The 18,226-nt window shown below is 70.9% G+C and carries 16 protein-coding genes; 13 read left to right on the top strand and 3 right to left on the bottom strand.

Annotated elements, in window-relative coordinates:
• Positions 1-6: 6 nt before the first annotated feature.
• Both HLB44_RS27865 and HLB44_RS27860 read right to left on the bottom strand, forming a co-directional pair.
• Positions 7-1,383, bottom strand: a complete 1,377-nt coding sequence (locus HLB44_RS27865) for a sensor histidine kinase (RefSeq protein ID WP_173130716.1) — start codon at positions 1,381-1,383, stop codon at positions 7-9.
• Positions 1,383-2,042: a response regulator gene (locus HLB44_RS27860; protein WP_173130713.1), complete on the bottom strand. Its 660-nt coding sequence runs from the start codon at positions 2,040-2,042 to the stop codon at positions 1,383-1,385. The genes HLB44_RS27865 and HLB44_RS27860 overlap by 1 nt, the downstream gene beginning before the upstream one ends.
• A gap of 128 nt (positions 2,043-2,170) precedes the next feature.
• Here HLB44_RS27860 and HLB44_RS27855 point away from each other — a divergent pair, with 128 nt between their 5' ends.
• The gene (locus tag HLB44_RS27855) at positions 2,171-2,986 is read left to right on the top strand and encodes a MipA/OmpV family protein (protein ID WP_173130711.1); all 816 of its coding nucleotides are present in this window, start codon (positions 2,171-2,173) and stop codon (positions 2,984-2,986) included.
• Positions 2,987-3,047: 61 nt separating this feature from the next.
• Positions 3,048-4,502, top strand: a complete 1,455-nt coding sequence (locus HLB44_RS27850; protein ID WP_173130708.1) for an alginate export family protein — start codon at positions 3,048-3,050, stop codon at positions 4,500-4,502.
• Positions 4,503-4,517: 15 nt separating this feature from the next.
• On the opposite strand, the gene argH is transcribed toward HLB44_RS27850, so the two are convergent.
• Positions 4,518-5,915 carry an argininosuccinate lyase gene (gene argH, locus HLB44_RS27845; protein WP_173130705.1) on the bottom strand — a complete coding sequence of 466 codons (1,398 nt, stop codon included), beginning with the start codon at positions 5,913-5,915 and terminating at the stop codon, positions 4,518-4,520.
• A gap of 177 nt (positions 5,916-6,092) precedes the next feature.
• Between argH and HLB44_RS27840 the strand changes: the two genes are divergently transcribed.
• From HLB44_RS27840 to HLB44_RS27790, 11 genes are all read left to right on the top strand, one after another.
• The gene (locus HLB44_RS27840) at positions 6,093-7,244 is read left to right on the top strand and encodes a sensor histidine kinase (RefSeq protein ID WP_173130701.1); all 1,152 of its coding nucleotides are present in this window, start codon (positions 6,093-6,095) and stop codon (positions 7,242-7,244) included.
• 1 nt (position 7,245) lies between these two features.
• Positions 7,246-8,004: a LytR/AlgR family response regulator transcription factor gene (locus tag HLB44_RS27835; protein ID WP_173130698.1), complete on the top strand. Its 759-nt coding sequence runs from the start codon at positions 7,246-7,248 to the stop codon at positions 8,002-8,004.
• 131 nt (positions 8,005-8,135) lie between these two features.
• Entirely contained in the window at positions 8,136-9,104 is a 969-nt protein-coding gene (locus HLB44_RS27830) for a LysR family transcriptional regulator (protein ID WP_173130695.1), read from the top strand.
• Between the two features lie 78 nt (positions 9,105-9,182).
• On the top strand, positions 9,183-10,607 hold the full coding sequence (leuC, locus tag HLB44_RS27825) for a 3-isopropylmalate dehydratase large subunit (RefSeq protein WP_173130692.1): 1,425 nt from the start codon (positions 9,183-9,185) through the stop codon (positions 10,605-10,607).
• 14 nt (positions 10,608-10,621) lie between these two features.
• On the top strand, positions 10,622-11,269 hold the full coding sequence (leuD, locus tag HLB44_RS27820) for a 3-isopropylmalate dehydratase small subunit (RefSeq protein WP_173130689.1): 648 nt from the start codon (positions 10,622-10,624) through the stop codon (positions 11,267-11,269).
• A 12-nt stretch (positions 11,270-11,281) separates the two neighbouring features.
• Positions 11,282-11,581 carry a hypothetical protein gene (locus tag HLB44_RS27815; protein ID WP_173130686.1) on the top strand — a complete coding sequence of 100 codons (300 nt, stop codon included), beginning with the start codon at positions 11,282-11,284 and terminating at the stop codon, positions 11,579-11,581.
• Between the two features lie 19 nt (positions 11,582-11,600).
• Entirely contained in the window at positions 11,601-12,710 is a 1,110-nt protein-coding gene (gene leuB / locus HLB44_RS27810; RefSeq protein ID WP_173130683.1) for a 3-isopropylmalate dehydrogenase, read from the top strand.
• Positions 12,711-12,802: 92 nt separating this feature from the next.
• Positions 12,803-13,930: an aspartate-semialdehyde dehydrogenase gene (gene asd / locus HLB44_RS27805; protein WP_173130679.1), complete on the top strand. Its 1,128-nt coding sequence runs from the start codon at positions 12,803-12,805 to the stop codon at positions 13,928-13,930.
• 287 nt (positions 13,931-14,217) lie between these two features.
• A complete protein-coding gene (locus HLB44_RS27800) occupies positions 14,218-16,758 on the top strand; it encodes a motility hub landmark protein FimV (RefSeq protein ID WP_217283822.1) in 2,541 nt (846 codons plus the stop codon).
• Entirely contained in the window at positions 16,755-17,543 is a 789-nt protein-coding gene (truA, locus tag HLB44_RS27795; protein WP_425500868.1) for a tRNA pseudouridine(38-40) synthase TruA, read from the top strand. Before HLB44_RS27800 ends, truA begins: the two co-directional genes overlap by 4 nt.
• Positions 17,540-18,196, top strand: coding sequence for a phosphoribosylanthranilate isomerase (locus HLB44_RS27790; protein WP_173130676.1), 657 nt, complete (start codon positions 17,540-17,542; stop codon positions 18,194-18,196). The genes truA and HLB44_RS27790 overlap by 4 nt, the downstream gene beginning before the upstream one ends.
• Positions 18,197-18,226 lie beyond the last annotated feature (30 nt).

The following is an 18,226-nucleotide window of genomic DNA, read 5'->3' as shown; positions in this document are numbered from 1 at the left end:
GGCGCCTCATGCCGCGGCTGCCGCGGGCGGCGCTGCGGCAGCGAAGACGACGCGCACCTCCAGCCCGCGGCCGGCGGGGCCGTCGTGCAGGCTGACGTCGGCCCCATGGCGCTGCGCGATCGCCTTGACGATGGCCAGGCCGAGGCCGCTGCCGCAGCCTTCGTCGGCCGATTCCGCGCGGGCGCCTTCGCCGCGGTAGAAGCGGTCGAACACGCGGGCGCGTTCCGATGCAGCGATGCCGGGGCCGTCGTCGATCACCTGCAGCATCGGGTGCGGTCCGAGCCGGTCCGCCCGCACGTCGACGATGCCGCCGCTGCGGCCGTGGCGCAGCGCGTTCTCGACCAGGTTGCTCAGCAGGATCGTCAGCTGGTGCACGTCGCCGGGCACGCGCAGGCCGTGCTCGGCATCGGCGCCGAGGTCGATGCCCTTGTGGTCGGCCTTGATGCTCAGGCTGCCGACCACCGCGCGCGCCAGCGCGCCCAGGTCGACCGGCTCGAACGGCCGCGTGGCCGCGTCCGGCTCCAGCCGCGACAGGTGCAGCAACTGCTCGATCAGGTGCTGCGCACGCTCGATGCCGCTGGCCAGCTCGGCCAGCGCCGCCGCGCGGTCGGCCTCATCGTCGGCGCGCTGCAGCAGCTGCAGCTGCAGCCGCAGCGCGGTCACCGGCGTGCGCAGCTCGTGCGCCGCGTCGGCGACGAAGCGGCGCTGCGTCGCCAGCGCCTCCGACAGCCGCTGCAGCAGCTCGTTGATCGCCCGCAGCAGCGGTTGGAGCTCACGCGGCAGGCCGGCTTCGCCGATCGGCTCGAGCGAAGTCGCGCTGCGTTCGGCCACGCTGCGCGTCGCGCGGCCGAGCGGGCGCAGCCCGCGCCGCAGCGCCGCCACCAGCAACGCGGCCAGCACGCCGACCATCGCCGCGAGCGACCACATCACCGTCAGGGCGCTGTCGAGCGCGAAATCGCTGCGCTCGTCGGCACGCTGCGCGACCTGCACGACGCGCTGTTCGGTGACCACGGTGTAGCGGTGCCAATCGCCACCGTTGCCGTCGCTGCCTCTGATGCGGGCATGGCCTTCGCGGCGCGAGAACGGCAGCTCGAGGCCCGGGTGCGAGCTGTAGGCGAGCTGCCCGTCCGGCGTCCAGACCTGCGTGACGAAATCGATCTCGCTGCGGTCGTCGTCGACCGCGGCGCGCGCCGGGCGCGGCGGCAGCGCGGCCGCGCCGCCGGGCGTGCCGGCCACCGCCAGCGCGATCTGGCGCAGGCTGTCGTCGAAGGTCTCGTCGACCTCCTCCAGCGTCACGACGTAGGACACCGTGGCCAGCACCGCGGTGCCGAACAGCAGCGCGGCCAGCAGCCAGGCCAGCAACTGGCGCTCGAGCGAGCGCATCAATCCTCCGCGATGCGGTAGCCGACGCCGCGCACGTTGCGAATGCGCTGGCTGCCGAGCTTGCGGCGCAGGTTGTGCAGGTGCACCTCGATCGCGTTGCTGTCGACTTCCTCGCCCCAGCCGTAGACCGACTCTTCGAGCTGCTCGCGTGACAGCACCGCGCCGGGCCGCCGCATCAACGCTTCCAGCAAGGCCAGCTGGCGCGCCGACAGCTCGACCGGCTGGCCCTGCAGCGTCAGCAGCTTGCGCTTCGGGTCGAGCACCAGGTCACCGGCCCGCAACAGCGGCGACGTACTGCCGTGGTGCCGGCGCAGCAGGGCGCGGGCGCGCGCCAGCAGCTCGTCCAGGTCGAAGGGTTTCAGCACGTAGTCGTCGGCGCCGGCGTCGAGCCCGGCGACGCGCTCGGCCACGGCATCCCGCGCGGTGACGATCATCACCGGCGTCGCGTCGCCGCGGCCGCGCCGGGCTCGCAGCAGCGTCAGGCCGTCCTGGCGCGGCAGGCCCAGGTCGAGCAGCGCCAGGTCGTAGACGCCGTTGGCCAGCGCCAGCTCGGCGGTGCGGCCGTCGCGCACCCAATCGACGGCGAAGCCGGCCGCAGCCATCGCCTGGCGCAGGCCGCGGCCGATCATCGTGTCGTCTTCGACGAGGAGCAGGCGCATTCGGCAGGTGTGCGGGCAGCAGCGGCAGATCGTAGCCGCGCCAGTGTGCGCCGGCACGACTTACGCCGGACTTAGTGCGCCGCGCCCGGCTTAAGCGAGTGCTAAGCCGCACCGCCGATGCTGCGGGCATGACCACCGCTGCCGCTCGTGCCTGCACCGCCCTGGCCCTGAGCTGCGCTGCCGCCGCGGCGCCGGCGCAGGACGGCGAGCCCCAGGCACGTTGGGCGCTCGGCGGCGCGCTGGCCTGGTCGCCGATCTACGCCGGTGCGGGGCAGCACGAGCTGCGCCTGCGCCCGCTGTGGGTGCTGCAGCACGGCCGCTGGCGCATCGGCACCTCGCGCTCGGCGCAGCTGATGGACTTCGGCAACGGCGCGCGTGGCTCGGGCGCCAGCGCGGAGCTGCTGAGGACCGACGGCTTCAAGCTCGGCATCGGCGCGCGCATCGACAGTGGCCGGCGCGCCGCGCGCTCGCCCACGCTCAGCGGCCTGCCCGACATCCCGCGCACCTTGCGCGCCCGCGTCTACGCCAGCCAGGCGCTCGACCGGCAATGGACCTTGTCGGCGTCGCTGACGCAGGATGTGCTCGGACGCGGCGGCGGGGCGCTGCTGGGTGCCGGCATCGGCTGGCGCCACCCGCTCGGCGAGCGCAGCGAATGGAGTGCCGCGGCCGGTCTGACCTGGGCCGACGCCCGTCACATGCAGACCTGGTACGGCATCGACCCGGCGGCGCACGCGCGTGGCGCGCCGGCGGTCTACCGGCCCGGCGCCGGGCTGCGCGACTGGACGATCGGCACCGGCGTCGCGACCACGCTGGCGCCGCACTGGGTGCTGTATGCGCAGGTCGGCCTGAGCTCGCTGCAAGGCGGCGCGGCGGCCAGTCCGCTGACGCCACGCGACCAGGCCGTCAGCGCCTCGATCGGGATCGGCTACCGCTGCTGCCGGTGAGACCCGCGCCGCTGGTCGCCGCTAACATCGCCGGTCGCCAAACCGGACGGGACCTGCACGCATGATGCCGACCAGCCTGTGCTGCGGCTTGTGCAGTGTGCTCATCACCGCGGCAGCGGCCGCCGAGCCGCCGCCGACCCAGCTGGAGACCCATCGCACCGAGAGCCTGCGCGAGCGACTGACGGAGCGCGAGGACAAGCGCCGGCCCGACCATCCGCACACCATCGACCTGGCCGGGCGGCCGCTCACCTTGAGCGGCGAGCTCGTGCTCGAGCTCGGCACGCAGCGCGCGCCCGGCCTGGGCGGCGCGGCGCGCAAGCGTTCGCAGCGCGTCGGCGTGCTCGAGCTGGAGGCCTTCTATCCGTTCGACGAGCACTGGTCGGCCTTCGCCCAGCTGCGCCTGGCGGCCGAGCGCGAACGTGTCGCCGGCAGCGCCGGCGGGCCGACGGCACGCTTCGTCGAGCGGGGCGAGTTCTGGCTGCACCGCCGCAACCTGCGCGGCAGCGGCGTCGATGTCGACATCGGGCGGCTGAAGTTCGAGGACGAGCGGCGCTGGTGGTGGGACGAGGAGCTCGACGCGCTGCGCGCCAGCTACGACGTCGACGATCTCGAAGTCATCGCCGCGCTGGCGCGCGAGCAGGCCCGCGTGCGCAGCGACCGCCGCGGCATCGATCCCGAGCGCCAGCGCGTGCGGCGCTGGCTGGCGCAGGCCACCTGGTCGCACGACAAGGCTTTCGAGCGCCACCTGATGCTGCTGCACCAGCGCGACCGTTCGGCTGCCGAGACGCCGGGCCAGGTCGTTGCGGCCGCGGCGCAGGACGAGTCGGACGTCGACGGCACCTGGTTCGGCATCGGTGCGCACGGCCGCATCGAGCTCGGCGCCGCGGGTCGGCTCGATCACCGCTTCGACGGCGCGCTGCTGCGCGGCCGCGAACGCCGCATCCGCTATGGCGACGAGGCGCCGGGGGTGGTCGACAGCATGCAGCGGCACCGGCTGCGCGGCTGGGCCTTCGACGCCGGGCTGCGCTGGACGCTGTCGGGCGAGCACGACCCGCGCCTGTTCGCCGGATTCGCGCAGGGCTCGGGCGGCGCGCCCGATGCCGCCACCGACCGCAACTTTCGCCAGACCGGCCTGCAGGCCAACGAGGCCGGCAACGGCGGCGTCAAACGCTACCCGCACTACGGCGTGCTGCTCGAGCCCGAGCTGTCGAACCTGCGCATCAGGAGCCTCGGCGCCGGCCTGTCGATCCTCGACGGCAGCTCGATCGACCTGGTGCTGCACCGTTATCGCCAGCAGGTGCCCTCGCCGCAGCTGCGCGGCGCGCACGTGTCGACCGAGCCGGCCGGCCGCTTCGCGCGCCTGGGCACGGCGATCGACCTGGTGCTGGCGCTCGACGAGTGGCAAGGCCCGGTGCTGAAGCTGATCGCCTCGCGCTTCCACGCCGGGCCGGCCTTCGGTGCACTCGAAGGGCGGCGCCAGCACCTGCTGCTGCTGGAGCTGACGCTGCCGTTCTAGCGCTCGAACGACGCGTCAGCCGAGTCGCACGCGGTGCCGCGCGACCTGCGCACGCACCTGCTCGGGCGCCGTGCCGCCGGCGACGCGGCGCGCTTCCAGCGAGCCGCGCAGGCTTAAGCAGGGCAGCACGTCGGCCTCGATCTTCGGATGGAAAGCCTGCAGCTCGGCCAGCGGCAGCGCCGCCAGGTCGACCCCCTGCTGCATCGCGCGCTTGACGGCATGCGCGACGATCTCGTGCGCATCGCGGAAGGGCAGGCCCTTCTTCGCCAGGTAGTCGGCGAGGTCGGTGGCGGTCGCGTAACCGCGCAAAGCGGCGCGCTCCATCGCCTCGGGCTTGACGACGATGCCGGCGACCATCTCGGCCATGATGCGCAGCGTGTCGGAGACGGTGTCGACGGTGTCGAACAGCGGCTCCTTGTCTTCCTGGTTGTCCTTGTTGTAGGTCAGCGGCTGGCCCTTCATCAGCGTGATCAGCGCCATCAGGTGGCCGACCACGCGGCCGCTCTTGCCGCGCGCCAGCTCGGCGACATCGGGGTTGCGCTTCTGCGGCATGATCGACGAGCCGGTGCAGTAGCGGTCGGCCAGGTCGATGAAGCCGAAGTTCTGGCTCATCCACAGCACGATCTCCTCGGCCAGCCGCGACACGTGGACCATCGTGATCGAGGCGAACGAGGCGAACTCGAGCGCGAAGTCGCGGTCGCTGACGGCGTCGAGCGAGTTCTCGCAGATACCGTCGAAGCCGAGCGTGCGCGCGACGGCATGGCGGTCGAGCGGATAACTGGTGCCGGCCAGCGCCGCGGCGCCCAGCGGCAGGCGGTTCAGGCGCTTGCGCACGTCGGCCAGGCGCTCGGCGTCGCGCGCGAACATCTCGACGTAGGCCAGCAGGTGGTGCGCGAAGCTCACCGGCTGCGCCACCTGCAGGTGCGTGAAGCCGGGCATCACGGTGTCGGCATGCTGAGCCGCCAGCTCGACCATCGCGCGCTGCATGTCGCCGAGCAGCGGCGCGATGCGGTCGATCTCGCCGCGCAGCCACAGCCGCACGTCGGTGGCGACCTGGTCGTTGCGCGAGCGGCCGGTGTGCAGCCTTTTTCCCGCGTCGCCGACCAGCTGCGTCAGCCGCGCCTCGATGTTCAGGTGCACATCCTCGAGCTCGAGCTTCCATTCGAACGTGCCGGCTTCGATCTCCGACACGATCTGCGCCATGCCGCGCTCGATGTCGGCCAGGTCCTGCGCGCCGATGATGGCTTGCGCGGCCAGCATGCGCGCATGCGCCAGGCTGCCGTCGATGTCGGCACGCCACAGGCGCTGGTCGAAGCCGACGCTCGCGGTGTAGCGCTTGACGAGCTCGCTCATCGGTTCGGAAAACAGGGCCGACCAGGCCTGGGACTTCTTGTCGAGTTGATTGCCGGACATGCTGCGGTGGAAGGCGAGGAACGGGCTGCACGGGTGCGCGGCCGAAGCCCGTATTATCCCGGCCACCTCTCATGACGGGACTCGACGGAGATGCCAGCCCCCACGCTCGCGTTGCTCGCTGCCCCCCGAGGGTGCGTTCAGTCGGCTTGGGAGCGGCCCGACGCCGACTGAGTCCAGATGGCCACGCCGACCCGTTCCGAACCCGAGACACCGACGCATCGCTCGGGTGAATCGAACAGCCGCCCCGCGAGCCTGTGGCCCGACACGACGCGGCAGCCGCACGGCCGCAGTGCCTTTTTCGAGCGGAGCCGCTTCGACCCGTTGCACGACCACGAGCTGCGCGAACGCGAACGCCTGAGTTCGCAGTTCGACCTCTGCCGGCCCGCGCTGTGCCTGCGCGTGATGGTGTTCGTGCAGGTGGCCGTGGCTGTGGCCGCGTTGCCGGCGGCGGCAAGCCTCGGCGAATGGCTGGCGAACTCGGCGACGCTGGCCTTCGCCTCACTCGGCGCCAGCCTGATCTGGCTGCCGACCGTTTGCGGGCTGCGGCCCTGGCTCGGCCGGCGGCGACGCCGCGTGCGGCTGGTGCTGGTGGCGCTGCTCGGTGCGCTGGCCGCGGTGGTCGGCTGGGGCTCGATCGCGGTGCTGGCGCTTGCGCCGCCGACGGCGTACGCCGCCGGCGCGGCAGCGGCCAGTGGCGCAGCGATCGCGACGATGGTCTGGAGCTGGCTCGGCCTGCGCTCGCGCGCCGCGCAGCCGATCGAGATCGGCGCCCGCCTTGCCGAGCTGCAGTCGCGCATCCGGCCACATTTCCTGTTCAACGCGCTGAACACCGCGCTGGCGCTGGTGCGCATCGACCCCGACCGTGCCGAGACCGTGCTCGAGGACCTGGCGCAGCTCTTCCGCGCGGCACTCGCCGAGACCGGCGCCGCGGTGACGCTGGACGAGGAGATCGAGCTCGCGCAGCGTTACCTGGCGATCGAGAAGCTGCGCTTCGGCGACCGGCTGCAGATCGCCTGGGACCTCGACCCGGCCGCCGCCGCGGCACGCGTGCCGCCGCTGGTGTTGCAGCCGCTGGTCGAGAATGCGGTGCGCCACGGCATCGAGCCGGCGCTCGACGGCGGCCGCATCCAGGTGTGCACGCGGGCGCGGCTGGGCATGGTCGAGCTGATCGTCACCAATACGCTGCCCGACGAGCCCGGCCCGCCCGGCAGCGGCATCGCCCTGGCCAACGTGCGCGAACGGCTGCGCCTGCTGCACGATGTCGCCGCCGGGCTCGAGACCGGCATCGTCGATGGCCTGTTCCGTGCCCGCATCGACCTGCCTCTTTGACATGACCACCGAACGCCCGCCGCTGACCGTGCTGATCGTCGACGACGAGCCGCTGGCTCGCCTGCGCCTGCGCGGCCTGGTCGAAGGCAATGCCGAGCCGCCGGCGCGCGTGGTCGGTGAAGCCGGCGATGCCGCCGCCGCGCTGGCGCTGCTGCAGCAGACGGCCTGCGACGTCGTGCTGCTCGACATCGCGATGCCCGGCCGCGACGGCCTGTACTTCGCCGACGACCTGCGCCGCCAGCCCGAGCCGCCGCTGGTGGTCTTCGTCACCGCGCATGCCGACCATGCGCTGCGCGCGTTCGAGGTCGATGCCACCGACTACCTGACCAAGCCGGTGCGGCGCGAGCGCCTGCAGGCGGCGCTGCTGCGCGTCGCCGAACGGCGCGCGCAGCACGCCGAGAGCGCGCCGTCCGGGCCGACGCTGGTGGTCAGCGACCGCGGCCGCGTGCTGCGCGTGCCGGCGACCGAAGTGCTCTACCTGAAGGCCGAGCAGAAGTACGTGACGCTGTGCAGCCAGCGCGGCCGCTGGGTGCTCGACGACGCGCTCGCCGACCTCGAGCAGCGCCTGGGCCCCGGCTTCCTGCGCGTGCACCGCAACGCGGTCGTCGCGGTCTCGGCCGTGCGCGCGCTCGAACGCCGCGCCGACGACGAGGGCGAGGAGGGCTGGTCGCTGCAGATGAGCAACGGCGACTGGCTCGCGGTGTCGCGGCGGCAGCTGGCGGCGGTGCGTGAGGTGCTGGCGGCGCAGCAACGGTCGTGACGCGGTGAAGGGGGCCGCGCCGGCGGCTGCACGACGCTGCAGCCTTCGCCATCCGCGAATCCTGGATTTCGGTTTCCCGTGCGCAGGACTGCAAGCCTTCGCGCATCATCGCGGTCTTGCCAACGACTGCCATGCGCTTCGACCTCACCAGCCTGAACCTCGTGCTCGCCATCGCCGAGACGCGCAGCATCACGCGCGGCGCCGAGCGCGAGCACCTGGCGTTGGCCGCGGCGAGCAAGCGGCTGTCGGACCTCGAGGCGCGGCTCGGCGTCGCGCTGTTCGAGCGCCGCGCGCGTGGCGTCGAGCCGACGGAGGCGGGCCGGGCGCTGGTGCGCCACATCCGCTCGCTGAACACATCGCTGCATGCGCTGGAGAGCGAGGTCGTCGAGTTCTCGCGCGGCGTCAAGGGCCACCTGCGCATCGCCGCCAACGCCAGCGCGATCGCCGAATGGCTGCCGGCCGACCTGGCAACGTTCTCGAAGGCCCATCCCGGCATCCGCATCAGTCTGGAAGACCTGACCAGCGCCGAGGTGCAAGCGGCGGTCGCCAGCGGCCGCGCCGATGTCGGCATCTTCGTGCCGCCGCAGCACGAGGCCGAGCTCGCATGCCGGCCGTACCACGAAGGCACGCTCGCGGTGCTGGTGCCGCGCGGCCATGTGCTGGCCAGGCGCCGCGCCGTGGCCTTCGACGCGCTGCTCGATTTCGACATCGTCGGCCTGCACCTCGGCGCCGCCGCACACGAGCTGATGCGCGAACGCGCACAGGCGCTCGGTCGGCCGCTGGCCGAGCGCGTGCAGGTGCGCGGTTTCGACGCCATCGCGCAGCTGGTCGAGGCCGGTCTCGGCGTTGCGATCCTGCCCGCCGTGGTGGCAGAGCGCGCGAGCCGCATCTTCGCCGTGCAGCCGCTGGCGCTGAACGAGGACTGGGCGCGCCGCCACTACCTGCTGGCCGTCAAGCCGCAGCCGGTGCTGCCGACCGTCGTGCAGCGTTTCGTCGACGCGCTGTGCCCGACCGCATCCGATTCCCCTGCGCCTGCAGCAACGGCTTCCGAGCCGAAGCCCGCAGCGCGACAATCCCGCCCCCGACCGAGGAAGCCTTGACATGACACCCCCACGCTCACTCCGTTCGCTGCCCCCCAAGGGGGCGCTCAGTACCTTCGGAACGGCCGGGCGGTACTGATGAGCGCCGCCCGCACCCTCTACGACAAGCTCTGGGACGAGCACGTCGTCCACACCGAAGACGACGGCACGGCCGTGCTGTACATCGACCGCCACCTGGTGCACGAGGTCACCAGCCCGCAGGCCTTCGAGGGCCTGCGCCTGGCGAACCGCAAGGTCTGGCGCGTCAGCTCGGTGGTCGCGACCGCCGACCACAACACGCCGACCACCGGCTGGGAGCGCGGCTACGACGGCATCGCCGACCCGATCAGCAAGCAGCAGATCACGACGCTGGACAAGAACATCGCCGCCTTCGGCGCCGCGGCGTACTTTCCGTTCCTCGACAAGCGCCAGGGCATCGTGCACGTGATCGGCCCGGAGCAGGGCGCCACGCTGCCGGGCATGACGGTTGTCTGCGGTGACAGCCACACGTCGACGCACGGCGCCTTCGGCGCGCTGGCGCATGGCATCGGCACCAGCGAGGTCGAGCACGTGCTGGCGACGCAGACGCTGTTGGCGAAGAAGGCCAAGAACCTGCTCGTCAAGGTCGACGGCCAGCTGCCGCGCGGCCTGACCGCGAAGGACATCGTGCTGGCGATCATCGGCAAGATCGGCACCGCCGGCGGCAACGGCTACACGATCGAATTCGGCGGCTCGGCGATACGCGCCTTGAGCATGGAAGGCCGCATGACGGTGTGCAACATGGCGATCGAGGCCGGCGCGCGCGCGGGCCTCGTGGCCGTCGACGAAACGACCATCCAGTACGTCAAGGGTCGGCCGTTCAGCCCGAGCGGCGTCGAGTTCGAGCAGGCGGCCACGCACTGGCGCACGCTGCGCTCGGACCCCGGCGCGCACTTCGACAAGGTGGTCGAGCTCGACGCCAGCCAGCTCAAGCCGCAGGTCACCTGGGGCACCTCGCCCGAGATGGTGCTGTCGATCGACGACCGCATTCCCGATCCGGACAAGGAGAAGAACGAGGTCAAGCGCGGCGCGATCGAGCGCGCGCTGGCCTACATGGGGCTGGAGCCGAACAAGGCCATTGCGGATGTGCGCATCGACAAGGTCTTCATCGGCTCGTGCACCAACAGCCGCATCGAGGACATGCGCGAAGCGGCCGCCGTCGTGCGCCGCATCGGCGGCAAGGTGGCGAGCAACGTGCGGCTGGCGCTGGTCGTGCCGGGCTCGGGCCTGGTGAAGGCGCAGGCCGAGGCCGAAGGGCTGCACGAGATCTTCAAGGCCGCCGGCTTCGAATGGCGCGAGCCCGGCTGCTCGATGTGCCTGGCGATGAACGCCGACCGGCTCGAGCCCGGCGAGCGCTGCGCGTCGACCAGCAACCGCAACTTCGAAGGCCGGCAGGGTGCGGGCGGGCGCACCCACCTGGTCAGCCCGGCGATGGCCGCCGCGGCCGCGCTGAACGGCCATTTCGTCGACATCCGTCGCATCTGACGAGGACTCCTTCCATGCAAGCCTTCACCGTGCACGCGGGCCTCGTCGCCCCGATGGACCGCGCCAACGTCGACACCGACGCGATCATCCCGAAGCAGTTCCTGAAGTCGATCCAGCGCGCCGGCTTCGGGCCGAACCTGTTCGACGAGTGGCGCTACCTCGACCACGGCGAGCCCGGCCAGGATCCGGCCACGCGCAAGCCGAACCCGGACTTCGTGCTGAACCAGTCTCGCTACGCCGGCGCGTCGATCCTGCTCGCGCGCGACAACTTCGGCTGCGGCTCGAGCCGCGAGCACGCGCCCTGGGCACTCGAGCAGTACGGCTTCCGTGCGCTGATCGCGCCCAGCTTCGCCGACATCTTCTTCAACAACTGCTTCAAGAACGGCGTGCTGCCGATCGTGCTGCCGGCGTCGACCGTGAGCCAGCTGTTCGACGAAGTCCATGCCTTTGCGGGCTATCGCCTGACGATCGACCTGCCGCGGCAGGTCATCGTCAAGGGCGACGGCAGCGAGATCGGCTTCGACGTGCAGCCCTTCCGCAAGTACTGCCTCGTCAACGGCTTCGACGACATCGGCCTGACCTTGCGCCACGCCGACAAGATCAAGGCCTTCGAGGCCGAGCGGCTGGCGCGCATGCCCTGGCTCGCGCACCGCGAGCTCTGACGCGCGCAAGCCATGGCGGCGATCAAGCGCTGGTTCCATCGCATCGTGCTGAGCCGCCTGTGGCTCAGCTACGTCGTGATGACGCTCGCCTTCTTCGGCTTCGGCCTGGGCACGCTGAACCTGTTCTTCCTGCTGCGCGCCAACGGGGCGCTGCTGCTCGACCACGGCTGGGACGGCCTGATGGACGGCGGCGCGATGCAGCTGGCCGAGCTGCTGGTCAGCGGCTTCGTCGCGATGGCCGCCTATGTCGTCTTCAAGGCCTGCGAGTACCGCCTGGTGCACTGGCTGGCCGACCCCCGAGATTCCCACTGATCCTTCGAAAGACATCCCCATGAAGATCGCGATCCTGCCGGGCGACGGCATCGGTACCGAAATCGTCGCCGAAGCCGTGAAGGTGCTGAAGGCGCTGGACCTGCAGTTCGAGAGCGAGCAGGCACTGGTCGGCGGCGCCGCCTACGAGGCGCATGGCCACCCGCTGCCCGAATCGACGCTGAACCTGGCGAAGGCCGCCGACGCGGTGCTGTTCGGCGCGGTCGGCGACTGGAAGTACGACAAGCTCGAGCGCGCGTTGCGGCCCGAGCAGGCGATCCTCGGCCTGCGCAAGCACCTCGGCCTCTTTGCCAACTTCCGTCCGGCGATCTGCTACGAGCAGCTGACGCATGCCTCGTCGCTGAAGCCGGAGCTCGTCGCGGGGCTGGACATCCTGATCATCCGCGAGCTCACCGGCGACATCTACTTCGGCCAGCCGCGCGGCCGCCGCGTGGCCGTCGACGGCCACTTCCCCGGCGCCGAGGAAGCCTTCGACACGATGCGCTACTCGAAGCCGGAGATCGAGCGCATCGCGCACATCGCGTTCCAGGCCGCCCGCAAGCGCGGCAAGAAGGTCACCAGCGTCGACAAGGCCAACGTGCTCGAGACCTTCCAGTTCTGGAAGGACGTGGTCACCGAGGTCCATGCGCAGTACTCGGACGTGGAGCTCGAGCACATGTACGTCGACAACGCGGCGATGCAACTGGTCAAGGCGCCGAAGAAGTTCGACGTCGTCGTCACCGGCAACATGTTCGGCGACATCCTGTCGGACGAGGCGGCGATGCTGACCGGCTCGATCGGCATGCTGCCCTCGGCCTCGCTCGATCGCAACAACAAGGGCCTGTACGAACCGAGCCACGGCAGCGCGCCTGACATCGCGGGCAAGGGAATCGCCAATCCTCTGGCTACAATCCTGTCCGCTGCCATGATGCTCCGCTTCTCCCTCGACCAAGCCGAAGCCGCCGACCGGATCGAATCCGCGGTGCGTTCGGTGCTGTCTGCCGGCCTGCGCACGGCCGACATCTGGTCCGAGGGAACGCAGAAGGTGAGCACGCGCGACATGGGTGATGCCGTGGTTGCGGCCGTCCGTGGCGCCTCTGTCAAAACCATTACCACCATTACCAAGAGCTGACCCAGCTCCGGATTCGTTTCGCCCCACACCTGGACCCCGGCGACTCGAGCCAGGGAACCTGGGGTCCGGATTGACTGGAAAGGTGTACTGACATGGCTCTCGTTGGATTGGTCGGCTGGCGCGGAATGGTTGGTTCCGTGCTGATGGATCGCATGCAGGCCGAAGGTGACTTCGACCTGATCGAACCGCTGTTCTTCTCGACCAGCAATGCCGGCGGCCGCGCCCCGGCGCAGGCGAAGAACGAAACCACGCTGCAGGACGCGTTCGACATCGCGCAGTTGAAGCGCTGCGACATCGTGATCACCGCGCAAGGCGGCGACTACACGACCGAGGTCTTCCCGAAGCTGCGCGCCGCCGGCTGGAACGGCCACTGGATCGACGCGGCGTCGACGCTGCGCATGAAGGACGACGCGGTCATCATCCTCGACCCCGTCAACCTGCCGGTGATCAGGAACGCGCTGGCCAAGGGCGGCAAGAACTGGATCGGCGGCAACTGCACCGTCAGCTGCATGCTGATGGGCGTCGGCGCGCTGTTCAAGGCCGGCCTCGTCGAGTGGATGAGCACGCAGACCTACCAGGCGGCCTCGGGCGGCGGCGCGCAGCACATGCGCGAGCTGCTGACCCAGTACGGCACGCTCAACGCCTCGGTCAAGGCGCTGCTCGACGATCCGAAGAGCGCCATCCTCGAGATCGACCGCCAGGTCATCGCCAAGCAGCGTGCGTTGAGCGCCGAAGAGACGGCGAACTTCGGCGTGCCGCTCGGCGGCTCGTTGATCCCGTGGATCGACAAGGACTTGGGCGACGGCCAATCCAAGGAAGAGTGGAAGGGCATGGCCGAGACCAACAAGATCCTCGGCCAGGGCGAAGGCTTCGGCAGCGCGGCGGTGCCGGTCGATGGCTTCTGCGTGCGCGTCGGTGCGATGCGCTGCCACAGCCAGGCGCTGACCTTCAAGCTGAAGCAGGATGTGCCGCTGGCCGACATCGAAGCGATGATCGCCGCCGACAACGATTGGGTGAAGGTGGTTCCGAATACGCGCGAGGCGACCATCCGCGACCTGACGCCGGTGGCTGTGACCGGGACGATGACGATCCCGGTCGGCCGGCTGCGCAAGTTGGCGATGGGCCCGGACTACCTCGGCGCGTTCACGATCGGCGACCAGCTGCTGTGGGGCGCCGCCGAGCCGCTGCGCCGCATGCTGCGCATCCTGCTCGATCAGTGACCCGTTGTCGGGCGGCAACATTTAGCAACCAGTCGCAACAGCTCGTGCAGGATCGGTCAGAACGTCAGGTTTTGCATGAGCTTGTCAGTCTATATGCTTGATGCTATTGTGGTTTCGGGCATTTAGGCTGTGCGCCAGGCGTTTGCCGGGTCTCTAGCGCCCCCGAGCACACCGGCAACGGTGTCGCCCATCGGTAGGGGCAGGCGGGGGGTGGCCCGGCGATGGACTGAGATGATTGCTCTGGCGGCGGGCCTGAACGGGTCCGCCGACGCTTTTGTGGAGACGCCTTGAACAAACGCACGTTCCTCACTGCCCGTACCGCCCTCGCGCTGGCCGCCGCCGCCGCGCTGGGGTCCACCACCGTCGATGCCTGGGCCCTGGGGCTGGGTCGATTGAACGTGCAGTCTGCGCTTGGCGAGACGCTGCGCGCCGAGATCGACATCACGACGCTGAGCTCCGAGGAAGCGTCGACGCTCTCGGTGCGCATCGCGTCGCCGGAGGCTTACCGCGCCGCCGGCGTCGAATACCACGCCGTGCTCGCCGGCACCCAGGCCGTGCTGGCGCGCCGCCCCGATGGCCGGCCCTACCTGCGCGTGCAGAGCGACCGCGCCATTCAGGAACCGTTCATCGACGTGATCCTCGAGCTGACCTGGTCGACCGGTCGCCTGGTCCGTGAGTTCACGCTGCTCGTCGATCCGCCGAACATGCGTACCGCGCCGCCGGTGCAGGCGCAGGCGCCGGTCGCGCCGTCGATTGCGCCGGCACCGCTGCCGGCCGCGCCGAGCCCGGCGCCGATCGCCGCGGCACCGGCACCTGCAACACGTGCTCCCGCGCCGCCGCCGGTGGCTGCAGCACCGCGTCCGGCGCCGACGCCCGCTCCTTCAGCGGCGGTCGGAGGCGACCAGTACACGGTCCGGCCGGGCGACACCCTGTCGCGTGTCGCCTCGCGCACCCAGCGCCCGGGCGTCGCGCTCGACCAGATGCTGGTCGGCCTGTTCCGCGGCAATCCGGACGCCTTCATCGGCAACAACATGAACCGGCTGAAGTCCGGTGTCGTGCTGTCGGTGCCTGCGGCCGAGACGGTCAAGGCGATCACGCCGGCCGATGCGCGTGAAACCATCGTCGCGCAAAGCGCCGACTTCGGCAGCTATCGCCAGCGCCTGGCCGAAGGTGCGCCGGCCGCCGGTACCGTCGAGGCGACCCGCCAGGCCAAGGGCAAGGTGCAGGCGGCGGTCGAAGACCGCAAGTCGGCCGCGCCGACGCCGGACAAGCTGAAGTTGTCCCAGGCCGCCTCGACGCCCGAGTCGCAGGTGTCGAAATCCACCGAGCGCAAGGACAGCGCGACCCGCGTGGCCGAGCTGACGCGCAATGTCGAAGAGCTGAAGAAGCTGCAGCAGGGCACGTCCGCCGCGCAAACGCCTGCCGCTCCGGCACCCGCACCCGCGGTCACGCCCCCGGCTCCTCCGGCCCCGACCCCGGCACCGGCCACGGCCACGGCGCCCCCGGTGGCCGCACCGCCGGCCCCCGCGCCCGCGCCGGCCCCCGTCGCCGCGGCACCGAAGCCGCCGGCACCGTCGGCCCCGTCGCTCGGCGGTGCGCGTCCGACCCCGGCCACCGCGCCGGAGCCGAGCTTCCTCGACACCATCGTCGACAGTCCGCTCGCCTTGCCCGGCGCCGGCATCCTCGCGCTGGTGCTCGCCGGCCTGGCCTACTACCGCTTCCGCGGCCGCGGTCCGCGCAAGGACCGTACCGAGACCTCGTTCCTTGAAAGCCGCGTCCAGCCCGATTCCTTCTTCGGCGCCAGCGGTGGCCAGCGTGTCGACACCACCGACCAGTCGGCCGGCACCTCGTCGATGGGCTTCTCGCTGAGCCAGCTCGATGCGATCGGCGATGTCGATCCGGTGGCCGAGGCCGACGTCTATCTGGCCTACGGCCGCGACCTGCAGGCCGAGGAAATCCTCAAGGAGGCGATGCGCACGACGCCCGACCGCCTGGCGATCCGCACCAAGCTGCTCGAGGTCTATGCGAAGCGGCGCGACACCAAGGGCTTCGAGCTGCTCGCGACGCAGCTGTTCTCGATCACGCAGGGCACCGGCGCCGATTGGGAGAAGGCCCAGGAGATGGGCCGCGGCATCGATCCGAACAACGCGCTGTACCAGCCCGGCGGCCGTCCCGAGGAGGTGATGCGCGACGGCCAGGTGGTCGCCGAGCCGCTCGGCGCGACGACCCTGCCGCAGTCGGTGCTGCCGTCGCAGCAGACCTACCCCGGCGAGGCGACGCTGCCGGTCGAGCCGCCGAACAGCGCGCTCGACCTCGATCTCGACCTCGACGAGACGCCGACGATCCCGCCGCCGTCGGCGGTGGAGATGACCCGGCCGCTGACCACCGAAGCCACCGCCGCCGGCTCGGGCAACATCGACCTCGACTTCGATTTCTCGAACGAGCCGGTGACGATCTCCAAGCGCACCGGCACGCCGGTGCCGCCGCCGTCGACGATGGATTTCAACCTCGACGACCTGTCGCTGGACCTGACCGCGCCGCTACCGCGCCAGGCGCCGGCCCCCGCGCCGAGCACGGAGCCGTCGCTCGACTTCGGCGAGTTCTCGCTGGCGGGCGCGAATTCCGACGAAACCCTGCCGGTGGCGCCGCCGGCGTCCGAGCTGCCAGCGGACGAAGCCGACCCGATCGCCCGCAAGCTCGAGCTGGCCGAAGAGTTCCGCCAGATCGGCGACATGGAAGGCGCGCGCGACCTGCTCGAAGAGGTGATCGCCAAGAGCAGCGGCACGCTGAAGTCCAAGGCGCAGAGCATGCTCGACGAGCTGGGGTGATCCGCCGGGTCGCCCTCGGCATCGCCTACCGCGGCACCGCCTACCAGGGCTGGCAGAGCCAGCCCGGCGGGTGCACGGTGCAGGACAAGCTCGAGGCTGCGCTGTCGGCTTTCGTCGACCAACCCGTCACCACGCTGTGCGCTGGCCGCACCGATGCCGGCGTGCATGGCCTGAACCAGGTCGTGCACCTCGACAGCCCGGTCGAGCGCGAACCCTTCAGCTGGGTGCGCGGCTGCAACCGCTACCTGCCGCAGGACATCGCGGTGCAGTGGTGCCGCGAGGTGGCGCCTGGCTTTCATGCCCGCAACAGCGCACGCAGCCGGCGCTACCGCTACCTGCTGCTGGAGTCGCCGGTGCGCCCGGCGCTCGAGGACGGCCAGGCCGGTTGGGTGTTCCGACCGCTCGACGGCGATGCGATGCGTGCCGCCGCCGCGCGGCTGATCGGCGAGCACGACTTCAGCTCGTTCCGCTCCTCCGAGTGCCAGGCGGCGAGCCCGGTGAAGACGCTGTACGCGATTCAGATCACGCGGCGTGGTGCCTACTGGCGCCTCGACTTCCACGGCAGCGCCTTCCTGCACCACATGATCCGCAACATCATGGGCTGCCTGGTCGCCGTGGGCAGCGGGCGCCAGCCGCCGGGCTGGATCGACGCCGTGCTCGCCGCGCGCGACCGCGACGCCGCGGCACCGACCTTTGCCGCCGAGGGGCTGTATTTCGTCGGACCGCAGTACGATCCGGCGCTCGGGATCCCCGAGCACACCCCTGCGATGGACTGGTTCGGATGAAGTCGCTCACCACGCGCACGCGCATCAAGATCTGCGGCCTGACACGCGAGGCCGATGTCGATACCGCCGTCGAGTGCGGCGCCGATGCGATCGGCCTCGTGCTGTATCCGAAGAGCCCGCGCGCGATCAGCCTGGCCCGCGCCGCCGAACTGGCGCGGCGCCTGCCGCCCTTCGTCACGCCGGTGTGCCTGTTCGTCAATGCGATCGCCGAGGACGTCGAAGCGGCGCTCGATGCCGTGCCGAACGCCTTGCTGCAGTTCCACGGCGACGAGACCCCCGCAGATTGCGAACGGTTCAAGCGCCCCTACCTGCGCGCTGCGCGCATGGCGCCGGGGCTCGCTTTGCTAGACTTCGCTTCCGCTCATGCGAGCGCCGCCGGCCTGTTGCTCGACGCCCACGTCGAAGGCTACGGTGGAGGTGGAAAGGCGTTCGATTGGTCTCTGGTTCCCGCCCACGTGCCCCTTCCGGTCGTTTTGTCTGGTGGGTTGAGTCCTGCAAACGTGATCGATGGGGTCATGAGCGTCCGGCCCTGGGCCGTTGACGTGAGCTCCGGCGTCGAGAGCGCCAAGGGTCTCAAGGATGCCGCGCTGATGCGGCGCTTCTGCGAGGCCGTGCGCGAGGCGGATGCCCGCATCGCCGACGCCGACAACTGAACCCCCGCGCTGCTGGCCGAACGAGGCCGC

It is taken from the genome of Pseudaquabacterium terrae (assembly GCF_013266755.1).
Classification (GTDB): Bacteria; Pseudomonadota; Gammaproteobacteria; order Burkholderiales; family Burkholderiaceae_C; genus Pseudaquabacterium; species Pseudaquabacterium terrae.
Note: the sequence above shows the minus strand (reverse complement) of the source record. Positions and strands in the feature narration are given on the sequence as shown.